This is a genomic window from Micromonospora sp. NPDC049151 (assembly GCF_040648395.1).
In the GTDB taxonomy this organism is placed as follows: Bacteria; Actinomycetota; Actinomycetes; order Mycobacteriales; family Micromonosporaceae; genus Micromonospora.
In genome coordinates this window covers 113,660-127,738 of sequence record NZ_JBEZDP010000005.1, presented here as the reverse complement: position 1 = coordinate 127,738, position 14,079 = coordinate 113,660, and the positions used below count along the sequence as shown (strand labels likewise).

Below are 14,079 nucleotides of genomic sequence, written 5' to 3'. Positions count from 1 at the left end.
GGCCGGGGGCGGGCGTACCGCTAGACGCGGGTGACGCGGATGGCGTCGGCGATCACGTACCCGGTGCTGCCGGTCCACCGGCTGACACCCACCTTGTTGGCGTCCCCGGCGGCCAGGGTGAAGGTGCCCAGCGAGCGCCACGCGCCGCCGTTCGCCGTCTGGTTCACCGATACCGTCTGGTTGCCGCTGGTGGTCGCCACGATGTACGGCGTGGAGGTGTTGTAGCCGGCGACGGCCGGGTACCAGACCTCCACCCGGTAGGTCGCTGTCGCCGGGATGTTCACCTTGTACCAGGCGGTGTCGCTGGCCGCGACCGGGTTGGCGTACCGGTAGTCCGCGCCGTAGCGCTGCGCCGAGTACGTCGAGGTGCTCCAGTTGGCGCTCGCGGTGAACCGGCCGGCGGTGGTGTTGTCCACGATGGTCGACCAGGCGGTCGGCGGGGGCGTGGTGCCGCCGGTGACGAGCTGCATGTAGTAGGTCCAGTTCCAGTTCGGCCCCGGATCGGTGTGCGTGGCGCCCGGCACCTGGTTGTGCCCGATGATGTTGGTGCGGGTCTTGGGGATGCCGTACTTGTCGCACAGGTAGCGGGTCAACGCCGCCGACGACCGGTACATCGCGTCGGTGTACCAGGAGGCGTTGTCGACGTACCCCTCGTGCTCGATGCCGATCGACTGGGTGTTGTAGGTCCAGTTGCCGGCGTGCCAGGCGATGTCCTTGTCCCGGACCATCTGCGTCACCGCACCGTCGGAGGAGCGGAGCAGGTAGTGCGCGCTGGCGCTGGCGGCGGGGTTCTGGAACCAGCTGATCGAGCCGGAGTAGCTGCCCTGCATGGTGTGGATGACGATGTAGTTGATCGGGTACGCCGACTCACGGCTGGAGGCCGTGTAGTTGGACGAGCTGGCCGGCACCCAGGCCGCCGGGCCGTAGTCGGTGCTCAGGGTGCCGAAGTCGCCGCTGCCCAGCGGCGCGACGTCGGTGTACCGGCCCCGCTCGGGTGCGACCGGACGGCCGGCCACGCTGACCTCGCCGGTGGCGGTGGTCGCGATGAAGCCCCTGGCGAGCAGGTCGTACACGGAGTCGGCGTACAGCCGGGCGGTGGCCGGGTCCGTCGCGCCGCCGTAGCGGGCGATCGGGCCGTACCACTGGTTGACGTCGTCCCGCTGCGCCGCGGTGAGCCCGGCCTCGTCGGCGTACGAGCGCAGGACCGCCGCCGCGCCGGCCACGTTCGCCGCGTCCCGGGCGCGCAGTTCGGCGCGGTCCAGCCGGGTCCGGCGGGCCGCCTCGTCGAGGGTCCGCACCTTCGGGTTGCTGGTCAGGTGCATCACGCCGTATCCGCCGGAGGCGCTGGGCTCGCCGCCGTGGCCGTCCAGGCGGGTCTCGGCGTACCCGAGCGCGGCGAGCAGGTCGCGCGGCACGTCGGAACCGGCGGCGGCCCGGTCGAAGGCGGCGGCGAGCGGCTGCGCGCGGTGCTGTGGCGCTGCCTGGGCCGGCTGACCGGTCAGGCCGATCGTGAGGATCATGGCGCCGCCGAGCAGGGTGCTCACCCGACGCGAGGGTCTCCGAATTGTCACGTCACTCCTCGTCGACTGCATGGGGCGACTGGGCTCCCGTCGCCGGTTCGCCGCACCTTATAGCGTGACGCTCATCAATGTCGATACCTTGCAAAAGAGGGCTTCATCGTGAAGACTTCCTTCAGTTGGGGCGAGATCCCCGGCGCGGTCGCGCCGGCTGCCCGTACCGTCCCGGTGTTGCCCGGCGGGACGCGGCCGGGCAGCATCGTGCGGATGCCGCCCGCCGACCTGCTCCGTGTCCGTGACCTGGTGCCCGACTTCCTGGCCTGCGCCGAGCCGTCCGCTTCGCCGCAGCCGTGGACCTCCCGTTACCTGGCCGGGCATCCGGACGTGCTCCGGGCGCTGCGCCGCGACGGCGACTGGTCCGACGCCGCGCGCGTGGCCGCCGTCCTGGACGGACTCCGCGACAGCGCCGCCGATCTGGCGGCAACCGCCGGGACGGTACGCGCGCTGCTGCCCGGCGGCGTCGCGGCGGTGGCCGGTGCGCTGGGCTGGTCCGGCGAGGGCGGGCCGGTCGAGTGCGTGGTGCTGGTCGGGCTGCACCAGGCGAACGGCTGGGCCGGCGAGCTGGACGGCAGGTACGCGCTGTTCCTCGCCGTGAAACAGCTCGGGCCGCCCGAGGACCTCGGCCTGCTGGTGCGGCACGAGGCCGCGCACGTGGTGCACGACGGGCGTGCGGCGATCCGCGACTGGCCCGAGTACGGCGTGGCGAACGCGCTGTTCACCGAAGGGCTCGCCACCCAGGTCAGCGCGGAACTGGATCCCGGGCGGCCGGACGAGGCGTACCTCTGGTTCGGCCGCCCCGGCCACCGCCCCTGGCTCGACGAGTGCCGCCGCCGCTGGCCGGAGATCCTGCGCCGGGTCCGCGCCGACCTCGACGCCACCGACGTGGACCACCACGCCCCGTACTTCCTCATGCGGGACTCGCCGCTCGCAGGTGACCTGCCCAAACGCTGCGGCTACCTGGTCGGCCTGACCGCGGTACGACACCTGCGCCGGCGCCACTCCCTGCGGGACCTGGCCACCTGGCCCCTGCCGAGGGTGCGAACCGAACTGGCCGCAGCCCTCACCGACCTCCCCCCACCCCACCCCGCCCCGCCTGCACGCGCCCCGATCCCGCGATCTTGCGGTTTCGGCCCTGTGGATGGCGGCTTTGCGCCAATTGCCGGGGCGGAAAGTGCAAGATCGCGGGCCGGGGTGGGCCGGGCCGGGCCGGGCCGGGGTGGGCCGGGGCGGGCGGGGGTGGGGGCGGGGTGGGGGCCACGGGGGTGGGATTGGTGGTGCCGGGGGTGGGGTGGGGTGGTTAGCGTCGGGGCATGGAGCTGGAGCAGGCGCAGAAGTTGTGGCAGCCGGAGCCGGGCTGGTTGAACACCGCCACCTACGGGCTGCCGCCCGAACCGGTGTGCGACGCCGTGGAGCGGGTGCTCGCCGACTGGCGGACCGGGCGGGTGTCGTTCGAGGTGTGGGACGAGTCGGTCGGGCGGTCCCGGGCCGCGTTCGCCCGGCTGACCGGTGTGGACGCCGCCGACGTGAGCATCGGCTCCGCCGTGTCGCAGCTGGTCGCGCCGATCGCCGCGAGCCTGCCGGCCGGCGCCTCGGTGGTGGTGCCCGAGGGCGAGTTCACCTCGATCCTGTTCCCCTGGCTGGTCCAGCGGGAGCGGGGCGTGCGGGTCCGCACCGTGCCGCTGGCCGGACTGGCCGACGCGATCGACGCCGGCACCGACCTGGTGGCGTTCAGCGTGGTGCAGTCCGCCGACGGCACCGTGGCCCCGTACGACGAGATCGTCGCGGCGGCCCGGGCGCACGGCGCGTTCGTGGTGGTCGACGCCACCCAGGCGTGCGGGTGGCTGCCGTTCGCGGCGGACCGCGCGGACGCGGTGGTCGTGGGGGCGTACAAGTGGTTGATGTCGCCGCGCGGCGCGGCGTTCGCCTACCTGGCTCCGGCGCTGCGCGAGCGGATACGCCCGGACGCGGCCGGGTGGTACGCCGGAGAGGACCCGCACGCCTCGTACTACGGGACGCCGCTGCGGCTGGCCGACGACGCCCGGCGCTTCGACATCTCCCCGTCCTGGCTGTGCTACGTCGGGGCCGCGCCGGCGCTGGAACTGCTCGCCGACCTCGATCCGGAGGAGGTGCGCGCGTACGACGTGGCGCTGGCCAACCGGTTCCTCGCCGGGCTGGGCCGCCCGCCGGGCGACAGCGCGATCGTCAGCGTGGACGTGCCGGACGCACAGGAGCGGCTGGCCCGCGCCGGGGTGCGCGCGGCGGTACGGGCCGGCCGGGTCCGCGCCTCGTTCCACCTCTACACGACCGAGGCGGACGTGGACCGGGCGATCGAGGCGCTGACCGGCTGACCCGGGGCCGGGAGCGGCCGGAGAACGACCGCAGACCACCCGGAGTACGGCCGGCCCGCCACCGCGCGCCGGCCGTACCTGTGGGTCAGCAGACGGCGAAGGTCGCGGACGTGTAGGAGAGCAGCTCCCACTCCTGGTCCGGGCCGAGGCTCATGTCCCACCTGCCGTCGGTCCGGCGGCCGAGCTGGAAGTAGTCGGTGGCTCCGTCGTAGTAGTACCAGCCCTCGCTCTCCCAGACGCCGAGGCGGGTGGCCGCCCGGGACAGGGTCCTGGCCCCGACGACGCCGTCGGCGACGAGGCCCCGGGCGCTCTGCCACCGCTTCGTGGCGGCCGTCGTCTGCGGCCCGAACCGGCAGTCGACCTCGGAGCGGGTGAGGTAGCCGTCGGCCCACAGGATCATCTGCCACATGGCGACGACGTTGCTGTACGAGCGCGTCGACGCCGAGAACGGGCCCTCGTCGCCCCAGTCGTCCCGCCAGTCGCCGGAACCCGCGATGTACCCCTGACTCACGCTCGCCGAGGCCGGTGCGGCCGAGAGCGCGAGGACTCCGAGCATGGCGGCGGCCGTCGTGAGCGCGACCGCCCTGGTTCGTGTGCGCATGTGCATCCCCTCCAGCTGGTGGTGCCTGTGCCGGGGACACACCCCAGACCTGCGCGTGGTTGCGCAGAGTCAGGATTGAGACACGACGCGTCAGGCCAGATGGCCGCCGATCTTCGTGTATCCGCGCAGCAGGTCCCGGGAGATGATCAGCCGCTGCATCTCGTCGGTGCCCTCGAAGATCCGGTACAGCCGCACCTGCCGGTACCAGCGTTCGATCGGCAGCTCACGGGTGTAGCCCATGCCGCCGTGGATCTGCAGCACCCGGTCCACCACCCGGTTGACCATGCCGGCGCCGTAGAGCTTGCCCATGGAGGAGGCGTGCCGGGGGTCGAGGCCCGCATCGACGGTCCAGGCCGAGCGCAGGATCAGCCAGCGGGCCGCCTCCAGCTCGGTCTCCGAGTCGGCGATCATCCACTGGATGGCCTGGTTGGTGGCGATCGGCGCGCCGAACGTCTCCCGCGTGTTGGCGTGGTCGATGGCCATCTGCAGGGCGCGGTCGGCGATGCCGATGGCGTGCGACGGGATCGTGTAGCGACCCTTGCCGATCCACTCCATGCCGAGCGTGAAGCCCTGCCCGATCTCGCCGAGGATGTTGCGGTGCGGCACCCGTACGCCGTCGAAGATCAGCGAGGCTGGGCCGCCCTCGCCCATGGTCTGGATGAACTCGGACCGCCAGCCCATCGCGCGGTCCACCAGGAACGCCGTCGCGCCGCCGCGGCGGGCGCCCTTCTCCGGGTCGGTCACCGCGACCACGATGGCGAAGTCGGCGTCGTTGCCGTTCGTGATGAACGTCTTCTCGCCGTCGAGGACCCAGTCGTCGCCGTCGCGGCGGGCGCGCAGCTTGATGTTCGCCGCGTCGGAGCCCGCGCCGGGCTCGGTGATGGCGAAGCAGGAGATCCGTTCGCCCTCGATGGTGGGGATCAGGAACTCGCGCTTCTGCTCCTCGGTGGCGTGGAACAGGATGTTGTCGGCCTCGCCGCCGAAGCGGAACGGCACGAAGCTGCGGCCCAGCTCGGTCCAGATCAGCGACTGCATGACAGCCGGGAGGGCCATCCCGCCGTACTCCTCCGGCGTGGCCAGCCCCCAGAAGCCGAACTTCTTCGCCTTGAGCTGGAGTTCGCGCAGCTCGGAGCGGTCCAGGCCGGGCTGGTGGGCGCGCTCGCGGCGCAGCACCTCCGCCTCCAGCGGCATCACCTCACGGGTGACGAACGTGCGAACGGTGTCCCGGATCGCGCGTTCCTCGTCGGACAGTGCGAAGTCCACGGTGCCCCCTCAGGTCGACTGGCTCTAAACTAGCGCTGGAAGTTTTCCCGCGTCCAGACCCGATGTCGAAGGGAGGATGATGACCAGGTGCCCAGACCCCGGCAGGCCCTGCTCACCCGCGATCGGATCGTCGAGACCGCGTTGGCCCTGATCGACGCCGACGGGCTGGACGCGCTCTCGACCCGGCGGCTCGCCGCCGCGCTCGGCGTACGCGGTCCCTCGCTCTACAACCACTTCGCCACCAAGGAGGAGATCCTCGACGCGGTGGCCGACGGCGTCGCGGCAACAGTCGACACCGGCGTCTTCGACGAGTACGACTGGCTTGACGCGCTCGGCCGCTGGGCGCACTCGTACCGGGCCGCGCTGGCCGCGCACCCGAACATCGTGCCGTACCTGGCGCAGGGGCCGGGCCGCCGTCCGGCCGCGCTCGCCATGGCCGACGCGGTCTACGGCGCGCTGGTGCGGGCCGGCTGGCCGCCCGCGCGGGCCACCCACATCGGCGCCGCCATGCGCTACTTCGTGGCCGGGTCCGCGCTCGGCTCGTTCGCCCGCGGCTTCGTCGAGGACCCCTCGCTCTACGCCGCGCACCCGCACCTCAACCAGGCGCACCGGCTCGCCGGCCACCAGCGCAGCGTGGACGAGGGCGCGTTCGCGCTCGGCCTGGACGCGCTGCTGCACGGGCTCGCCGCCGAGTACGCCGCCACCGTCGCCCCGCTGGAACGGGTCGGCGGTCCGGAGTAGCGTAGAAACTCCCACCGCTAGTTTCCCCCGCCCCCGAAGGACGCCATGGATCTCGCCGCCGCCCCGCCCGCCCTGCTGACGCGCCGCCACCTGCACATCGCCGGTGACTGGGTCGACCCGTCGTCGGGCGACACCATCCCGGTGGAGAATCCGGCCACCGCGAGCACCGTCGGCGAGGTGCCCGCCGGCACACCGGCCGACGTGGAGCGCGCGGTCGCCGCCGCCCGCGCGGCGTTCCCCGGCTGGGCCGCCACCGCCCCCGAACAGCGGGCCGCGCACCTCGACCGGCTGCACAGCGCGCTCGCCGCCCGCGCCGACGAGATCGCCCGTACGGTGGCGACCGAGCTGGGCACCCCGCTCAAGCTCGCCACCCGCGTCCAGGCCGGCCTGCCGCTCACCGTGCTGCGGAGCATGGTCGACCTGGCCGCCCGCCCGGCCGCCGAGCACACGGTCGGCAACTCGCTCGTGGTCCGGGAGCCGGTCGGCGTGGTCGGCGCGATCACCCCGTGGAACTACCCGCTGCACCAGGTGGTCGCGAAGGTCGCGCCCGCGCTCGCCGCCGGGTGCACGGTGGTGCTCAAGCCCAGCGAGCTGACGCCGCTGACCGCCTACCTGCTCTTCGACGCGATCGTCGACGCCGGCCTGCCACCGGGAGTGGTGAACCTGGTGCCCGGCACCGGCCCGGTCGTCGGCGAGGCGCTCGCCGCGCACCCCGACGTCGACCTGGTCTCGTTCACCGGCTCCACCGCCACCGGCCGGCGCATCGCCCATCTCGCCGCCGAACGGCTCGCCCGGGTGTCGCTGGAACTCGGCGGCAAGTCGGCGAACGTCATCCTGGCCGACGCCGACCTGCCCACCGCGGTCAAGGTCGGCGTCGGCAACGCGCTGCTCAACTCCGGGCAGACCTGCACCGCCTGGACCCGGATGCTCGTCCACCGCGACCGCTACGCCGAGGCGCTGGACCTGGTCGCGGCGGCGGTGGCCGGCTACCGGCTCGGCGACCCCTTCGACCCGGCCACCCGGCTCGGCCCGCTGGCCTCCGCCGCGCAGGCCCAGCGGGTACGCGACCACGTGGACCGCGCGCTCGCCGACGGCGCCCGGCTCGTCGCCGGTGGCCCGGACGCGCCACTGCCGCCGCAGGGTCACTTCGTCGCGCCCACCGTCTTCGCCGATGTCCACCCGGACAGCGCGCTCGCCCAGGAGGAGGTGTTCGGTCCGGTGCTCGCGGTGATCCCGTTCGCCGACACCGACGAGGCGGTCGCCATCGCCAACAACTCCCGGTACGGGCTGGCCGGCGCGGTCTGGTCCGCCGACTCCGACGCGGCGCTGGCGGTGGCCCGGCGGATGCGTACCGGCCAGGTGGACGTCAACGGCGGCGCGTTCAACCCGCTCGCCCCGTTCGGCGGCTACAAGCAGTCCGGCCTCGGCCGAGAGTTGGGCGCGTACGGCGTGGAGGAGTTCACCGAGCTGAAGGCGATCCAGCGGTGAGGGCGCTCGTGGTGCGCGGCCGGGGCGCCACCCCGGCGGTCGAGGAGGTACGCCTGCCCGCGCCGGGCCCGGGCGAGCTGCGGGTACGCATCCGCGCCGCCGGCATCTGCCACTCCGACCTGGCCATGGTGGACGGCACGCTGGCACCCACGTACCCGCTGGTGCTGGGGCACGAGGCGACGGGCGTGGTGGCCGAGGCCGGGCCGGGCACGACACTGGCGGTCGGCACGCCGGTGGTGCTCAACTGGGCGCCCGCCTGCCGGGAGTGCTGGCACTGCCGGCACGGCGAACCGTGGCTCTGCGCGGCCAACCCCAACCCGTCCACGCCCCGGGGCGAGACGGCCGCCGGTGAGCCCCTGCAGGTCACGCTCGGGCTCGGCGCGCTCGCCGAGGAGGTGGTGGTGCCGCAGCACGCCGCCGTACCGGTGCCGGCCGGGCTGCCGCCGGAGCAGGCGGCGGTGCTGGGCTGCGCGGTGCTCACCGGCGTCGGCGCGGTCCGCAACACCGCGCGGGTCGCACCCGGCGAGTCGGTCGCGGTGATCGGCCTCGGCGGGGTGGGCCTCGCGGTGCTGACCGCCGCGCGGCGAGCCGGCGCGGCGCCGATCCTCGCGGTGGACGTCGTGGAGGCCAAGCGGGACCTGGCGCTCGCCGCCGGGGCCACCGACTTCCTGCGCTCGGACGACCGGCTGGGCAAGGAGATCCGGGCCCGCACCGACGGGCGCGGCGTGGACCACGCGTTCGAGTGCGTCGGCCGGTCCGCCACCATCCGCGCCGCCTGGCGGGCGACGCGGCGCGGGGGAGCGGTCACAGTGGTCGGCATGGGCGGCAAGGACGACCTGCTCAGCCTCTCCGCGCTGGACATCTTCCACTCCGCGCGCACGCTGCGCTCCTCGGTGTACGGCTCGACCGACCCCGATCTGGAGGTGCCGGAGCTGGCCGCCGCGCTCGCCGCCGGCGACCTGGACCTGGGGCCGCTGGTGAGCGGCACGGTGCCGCTGACCGAGGCGCCCGCGGCGCTGGACCGGCTGGCCCGGGGCGAGGGCGCCCGCTGGGTGGTCACCTTCCCGGACTGAGGTTGCCTCGATCAGGGCGGCCCGAGCGCATCCAAGCGGTGCCGTTCCGCCGAATCCCTGGGTAGTGACCGTCTACCCGGGAGGTGCTTCTGGTGACCGAGGCGATGCCCGGCGACGCCGTCGAGGGCGTCCGCAAGCACCTCACGCTCGCCGCGGAGGATCTGGACGGTGACCGGGTGGCCGGGCTGGTCGTCGAGGCCGCCGGGCGGTGGGGCGTGACGGCGGTGTGGGAGCGGGTCTGCGCGCCGATGCTGGCCGCGCTGCCCGGGCACAGCGCGGTCGAGGTGGCGGTGGAGCACGCCTTCTCCGAGGGGATCCGGTCCGGCCTGGACGCGCTGCTGCGGGAGCCGGGGCGGGGGTTGCCGTCCGGGGGGATCCTGCTCGCCGCGGCCGAACAGGAGCTGCACTGTCTCGGCCTGCACGCGCTCGCCGCCGCGCTGCGGGAGGCGAACATGGGCAGCCTGTTCCTGGGCGCTGCCCTGCCCTGGCCGGCGCTGGCCAGTGCGGTGCGCCGCAGCCGGCCGCACACGGTGGTGGTGTGGTCGCAGACTCCGGTGACCGGCCGGGCGTACCGGATGGCCCGGTTCGCGCGGGAGTTCCCGTCGGTGTGGGTGCACAGCGCCGGACCGGGCTGGATCACGCCGCCGGCGGGGCATCTGAGGACCCTGTCCGACGCGCTCACCTCCTGCCGCGCCGCGGCCGGGCGCCGCGCCGCCATGCCCTAGGGGACCCGGACGTGACCTGAGACACACTCGATACGAACCGGTACCGTATCGAAATCCGCTCGCCTACGCTCGGCATGGTTACGAGTCCGACCCGTATCGTATTTCGGCGCGGGTGAACCGGGGGGAGAGCGGCAAGTGGAACCACACGAGAACACGGGACACCCGAGGAGGTGGGTGATCCTCGGGGTGCTGGTGATCAGCCTCCTCGTGGTCGTCCTCGACAACACCATCCTCAACGTCGCGCTGCGCACCCTGGCCGACCCGGTGCACGGCCTCGGCGCCACGCAGGGCGAGCTGGAGTGGGCGATCAACTCCTACACACTGGTCTTCGCCGGGCTGCTGTTCACCTTCGGCGTGCTCGGTGACCGGCTCGGCCGCCGCCGCTTCCTGATCCTCGGGCTGGCGCTGTTCGGCCTGTCCTCGCTGCTGTCCGCGTACGCGCAGGATCCGGGCCAGCTGATCGCGGCCCGCGCGCTGATGGGCGTCGGCGGCGCGGCCATCATGCCGGTGACGCTCTCGATCATCTCCAACGTCTTCGACCCGCGCGAGCGCGCCAAGGCGATCGGCGTCTGGGCCGGCGCGGTCGGCCTCGCGGTGGCGATCGGCCCGGTGCTCGGCGGCGCGCTGCTGGAGCACTTCTGGTGGGGCTCGGTATTCCTGATCAACGTGCCGGTGGTGGCGCTCGGCGTGGTGCTCGTCGCGGCCCTGGTCCCCGAGTCCCGAGACCCGAAGCCCGGCCGGGTCGACCTGCTCGGCGTGCTGCTGTCGGTGGTCGGCCTGGTCGCGCTCACCTACGGCATCATCGACGGCGGCGAGCACGGCTTCGGTCGCCCTCAGGTGTGGATCGCGGTCCTCGGCGGCCTCGCGGTGCTCGGCTGGTTCGTCGCCCACGAGCTGCGCAGCGACCACCCGTCGCTGGACGTACGGCTGTTCCGGGTGCCCCGGTTCGCCGCGCCGGTGGCCCTGGTCGGGCTGATCTTCTTCGCCGCCATGGGCGTGCTGTTCTTCGGCGCGTTCTATCTCCAGCTCGTGCGTGGCTACAGCCCGCTGGAGAGCGGCCTGCTGTTCCTGCCGTTCGCCGCGGCCCAGCTCATCTTCGCGCCGCGCAGCGCGGCGATGGTCCGCCGCTACGGCGGCCGGGCGGTCGCGGCCGCCGGGCTGCTTCTCACCACAGTGGCGCTCGCCGCGTTCGTCTTCATCGACGCGGACACCCCGATCTGGATCTTCTCGGCGCTGGGCTTCCTCCAGGGCGCCGGGATGGCGAACATCATGCCGCCGGCCACCGAGTCGATCATGTCGTCGCTGCCCCGGGAGAAGGCCGGTGTCGGTTCGGCGGTGAGCAACACCGTGCGTCAGGTCGCCGGCGCGCTCGGCGTGGCGGTGATCGGCTCGGTGCTCTCCGCCGTCTACCGCGACCAGGTCGGCCCGGCGGTGGCCGAACTGCCCGCCCCGGTACGCGACGCGGCCCGCGAGTCGGTCTCCGGGGCGTACGCCGTCGCCGGCCGGCTCGGCCCCGACGCGCCGCGACTGATCGACGCGGCGAACGACTCGTTCGTGTCGGCCATGCACTGGGCCGCGGGCGCCTCCGCGTTTGTGGCCGCGCTCGGCATCGTGATCGTGCTGCGCTGGATGCCGGGCCGTCCGGTCGTCGCCGCGCCCGGCGCGACGCCGGTCACGGACCGGGAGTTGGCCGGTACCGCGTAGGTTCGTGGACAATGTCTGACATGACTTCCACGGCGGATGCTCCGCGGTCGCCCGGGCGACCGCGGAGCACCCGCGCGGACGAGGCGATCATCGACGCCGCCCTCGACCTGCTGGCCGAGGGCAGCACCGTCGAGTCGCTGTCCATCGAGGCGATCGCGAACCGCGCCGGAGTCGGCAAGGCCACCATCTACCGCCGCTGGCCGGGCAAGGACGCGCTGCTGCTGGACGCGTTGCGCACGCTCAAGGGACCCGCGCCCCGCACTGCCGGGCGCTCCGTCCGCGACGACCTGGTGGTGCTCGTCGGCGCGGTGGGCCAGCACGCCGACCCCCGCGTCCGCAAGATCATGCCCTGCCTGGTGCCGGAGGTGAACCGCAGCTCCGCCCACCGGCAGGCGTACGAGGCGATCATCGGGCCCCGGCGCGCGGCGATGCGCGAGGTGCTGCGCCGTGCCGTCGACCGGGGCGAGCTGCGCGCCGACCTCGACATCGAGGTGGCGATGGCACTGCTGACCGCGCCGATGCTCACCCAGCGGATGCTGCGCTGGCACCCCGAGCGCGACGAGCGGCTGCTGCCGGAGCGGATCGTGGACACGGTCCTGGACGGCCTGCGCGTCCGCTGACCCGGCCGGCGCCCGGTCAGCGGCCGGGCGTGCGCAGCCGGTGCAGGCGCAGCGCGAGCTGCACCTCCAGCGCCCGCTCCGGCCGCTGCCAGTCCGCGCCGAGCAGGTGCCCGACCCGCTCCAGCCGCTGGGTGACGGTGTTGACGTGCACGTGCAACTGCTCGGCGGCCCGGGCCAGGCTGCCGCCCACCCCGAAGTACGCCTCCAGCGTCTTCACCAGCGCCGTGCCCCGCCGGGCGTCGTAGTCCAGCACCGGCCCCACGGTCGTGGCGAGGAACCGGGCCACGTCCCGGTCCCCGGCGTCGCCGACCGCACCGAGCAGCAGCCCGACGAAGCCCAGCTCGGTGGTGCTCGCCCCCTGCCCGGCCCGGCCCAGCGCACCGAGCGCGGACAGGCAGCGCTCCGCCTCGGCGAACGTGACCGCCAGCGACGCCGGACCGGTCGACGGGCCGCTCGCCCCGGCGGTCACCGGGCGGCCGGTCACCCGGGACAAATCCCGGGCCACCGCGCGGGCCGCGCCGCCGGCGTCGTTGCCGGGCAGCATCAGCACCACCCGCCCGTCGCGCGCCGCGGCCAGGCCACCCCGGGTCGAGGCGTACGTGGTGGCCCAGGACAGCACCCGCTGCCGGGCCGACCCGGTCTCGGCGAACGCGTCGTCGCCGACCGCCACCAGCACGTGCGGGGCGTCCAGGTCCACGGCGATCCGGCGGGCCCGCGCTCGTAGCGCGTCGGCGTCACGCAGCGGCCGGGCGATCAGGTCGTCAAGCAGCTCGCCGCGTACCCGACCCTCCGCCTCGGCCACGGTCCGGCGGAACAGCAGCAGCAGCGCGGTCACCAGCGCGGCCCGCTCCAGGATCCGCTGGTCGGCGTCGACCAGCTCGTCGTCCGGGCGCAGCACCAGCGCGCCCAGGTTCTCCGCGCCGGCCACCACCGCGGCGTACCAGAGCGGGCCCCGGCGCACGCTGCGCCCCTCGGTACGCGACGCGGCGACCGCCTCCACGATGTCCGCCCGGTCCGGCTCCTCGATCTCGCCGACCCGGGCCAGCCGCCGGCCCTCGGCGTCCAGCGCCAGCAGCGCGCCGCCGAGCACCTCGGTGACCGCCGCCGCCACGTCCTCCATCCCGCCGCCGCGCAGCACGAGCGCGGTCATCCGGTCGTGCGCGGCGGCGGCGCGCTCCACCGAGCTGCTGTGCGCCCGGATGGTGCTGTTCGCCGCGGAGAGCTCGGCCAGCGCCGCGCGCGTCTCGGCGAGCAGCCGGGCGGTGTCGATCGCCACCGCCGCGTGCGCCGCCAGCGACACCAGCAGCGACACCTCCTCGCGGGCGAACGGCCGGGCCGAGCGGTTGGCCGCGTACAGCACGCCGATCACGCTGGACCCGAGCCGCAGCGGCACGCCGAGGATGGCCACCAGGCCCTCCTCGCCCACGCCGCCGTCGATCTCCCCGGTGTGCCGGAACCGCTCGTCCTCCTGGTAGTTCGAGGTGACGTACGGGGTGCCGGTCTGCGCGACCAGCCCGCCGAGCCCGTCGCCCAGCTCCAGCCGCAGCCGCTGGAACCGGGCCGAGATGGAGCCGTCGGTGACCCGCATGTACGTGTCGCCGCGCTCGTCGTCGTTCAGCGTCATGTACGCCACGTCGGTGCCGAGCAGGATCCGCGCCCGGTGCACGATCGCGCGCAGCACGTCGTCCAGATCCCGCAGGCCGGCCAGGTCGCTCGCGGTGTCGTACAGGCCGGACAGCTCGGTCTCCCGGCGGCGCCGGCGCGCCAGCAGCGCCCGTACCCGCAGCGCCACCACCTTCGCCTGCTCCAGCTCGGCCAGCCGTTCGGCGGGCAGGCCGGCGGCGCGCGCGGCCACCAGCGGGCCCTCGAACTCGACAGCGGCGGCCTCGCGCGCCAGCAACTCCAGGAACTCCACCGGCGACGACATGAGCGACATTGT

The 14,079-nt window shown here is 74.2% G+C and carries 12 protein-coding genes; 8 read left to right on the top strand and 4 right to left on the bottom strand.

Annotated elements, in window-relative coordinates:
• Positions 1 to 20: 20 nt before the first annotated feature.
• On the bottom strand, positions 21 to 1,544 hold the full coding sequence (locus AB0B20_RS08420; protein WP_357386567.1) for an N-acetylmuramoyl-L-alanine amidase: 1,524 nt from the start codon (positions 1,542 to 1,544) through the stop codon (positions 21 to 23).
• Between the two features lie 135 nt (positions 1,545 to 1,679).
• On the opposite strand from AB0B20_RS08420, the gene AB0B20_RS08415 reads away from it, so the two are divergent.
• A complete protein-coding gene (locus tag AB0B20_RS08415; protein ID WP_357469210.1) occupies positions 1,680 to 2,939 on the top strand; it encodes a hypothetical protein in 1,260 nt (419 codons plus the stop codon).
• Positions 2,888 to 3,925, top strand: a complete 1,038-nt coding sequence (locus AB0B20_RS08410) for an aminotransferase class V-fold PLP-dependent enzyme (RefSeq protein WP_357386563.1) — start codon at positions 2,888 to 2,890, stop codon at positions 3,923 to 3,925. The genes AB0B20_RS08415 and AB0B20_RS08410 overlap by 52 nt, the downstream gene beginning before the upstream one ends.
• Positions 3,926 to 4,010: 85 nt before the next feature.
• On the opposite strand, the gene AB0B20_RS08405 is transcribed toward AB0B20_RS08410, so the two are convergent.
• Both AB0B20_RS08405 and AB0B20_RS08400 read right to left on the bottom strand, forming a co-directional pair.
• Positions 4,011 to 4,526: a peptidoglycan-binding domain-containing protein gene (locus tag AB0B20_RS08405; protein ID WP_357469207.1), complete on the bottom strand. Its 516-nt coding sequence runs from the start codon at positions 4,524 to 4,526 to the stop codon at positions 4,011 to 4,013.
• A 90-nt stretch (positions 4,527 to 4,616) separates the two neighbouring features.
• Positions 4,617 to 5,789: an acyl-CoA dehydrogenase family protein gene (locus tag AB0B20_RS08400; protein WP_357469203.1), complete on the bottom strand. Its 1,173-nt coding sequence runs from the start codon at positions 5,787 to 5,789 to the stop codon at positions 4,617 to 4,619.
• A gap of 87 nt (positions 5,790 to 5,876) precedes the next feature.
• On the opposite strand from AB0B20_RS08400, the gene AB0B20_RS08395 reads away from it, so the two are divergent.
• From AB0B20_RS08395 to AB0B20_RS08370, 6 genes are all read left to right on the top strand, one after another.
• Positions 5,877 to 6,530, top strand: coding sequence for a TetR/AcrR family transcriptional regulator C-terminal domain-containing protein (locus AB0B20_RS08395; protein ID WP_357386557.1), 654 nt, complete (start codon positions 5,877 to 5,879; stop codon positions 6,528 to 6,530).
• A 45-nt stretch (positions 6,531 to 6,575) separates the two neighbouring features.
• The gene (locus AB0B20_RS08390; RefSeq protein ID WP_357469200.1) at positions 6,576 to 8,018 is read left to right on the top strand and encodes an aldehyde dehydrogenase family protein; all 1,443 of its coding nucleotides are present in this window, start codon (positions 6,576 to 6,578) and stop codon (positions 8,016 to 8,018) included.
• On the top strand, positions 8,015 to 9,091 hold the full coding sequence (locus AB0B20_RS08385; RefSeq protein ID WP_357386553.1) for a zinc-binding dehydrogenase: 1,077 nt from the start codon (positions 8,015 to 8,017) through the stop codon (positions 9,089 to 9,091). Before AB0B20_RS08390 ends, AB0B20_RS08385 begins: the two co-directional genes overlap by 4 nt.
• 92 nt (positions 9,092 to 9,183) lie before the next feature.
• Positions 9,184 to 9,816 carry a transcriptional regulator gene (locus AB0B20_RS08380; protein WP_357386551.1) on the top strand — a complete coding sequence of 211 codons (633 nt, stop codon included), beginning with the start codon at positions 9,184 to 9,186 and terminating at the stop codon, positions 9,814 to 9,816.
• A 135-nt stretch (positions 9,817 to 9,951) separates the two neighbouring features.
• Complete coding sequence (locus AB0B20_RS08375) at positions 9,952 to 11,520, top strand: MFS transporter (RefSeq protein WP_357469196.1); 1,569 nt, start codon at positions 9,952 to 9,954, stop codon at positions 11,518 to 11,520.
• A gap of 11 nt (positions 11,521 to 11,531) precedes the next feature.
• Positions 11,532 to 12,140 carry a TetR/AcrR family transcriptional regulator gene (locus AB0B20_RS08370; protein ID WP_357386547.1) on the top strand — a complete coding sequence of 203 codons (609 nt, stop codon included), beginning with the start codon at positions 11,532 to 11,534 and terminating at the stop codon, positions 12,138 to 12,140.
• A 16-nt stretch (positions 12,141 to 12,156) separates the two neighbouring features.
• Here the strand turns inward: AB0B20_RS08370 and AB0B20_RS08365 are convergent, their stop codons facing one another.
• Entirely contained in the window at positions 12,157 to 14,076 is a 1,920-nt protein-coding gene (locus AB0B20_RS08365; protein WP_357469193.1) for a helix-turn-helix domain-containing protein, read from the bottom strand.
• Positions 14,077 to 14,079: the final 3 nt, after the last annotated feature.

What these genes read in the sequence shown, in the direction of transcription:
- AB0B20_RS08410 (WP_357386563.1), top strand. Translation starts at nt 2,888, where the DNA reads ATGGAGCTGGAGCAGGCGCAGAAGTTGTGGCAGCCGGAGCCGGGCTGG.
- AB0B20_RS08405 (WP_357469207.1), bottom strand. Translation starts at nt 4,526, where the DNA reads ATGCGCACACGAACCAGGGCGGTCGCGCTCACGACGGCCGCCGCCATG.
- AB0B20_RS08390 (WP_357469200.1), top strand. Translation starts at nt 6,576, where the DNA reads ATGGATCTCGCCGCCGCCCCGCCCGCCCTGCTGACGCGCCGCCACCTG.
- AB0B20_RS08370 (WP_357386547.1), top strand. Translation starts at nt 11,532, where the DNA reads ATGTCTGACATGACTTCCACGGCGGATGCTCCGCGGTCGCCCGGGCGA.
- AB0B20_RS08365 (WP_357469193.1), bottom strand. Translation starts at nt 14,076, where the DNA reads ATGTCGCTCATGTCGTCGCCGGTGGAGTTCCTGGAGTTGCTGGCGCGC.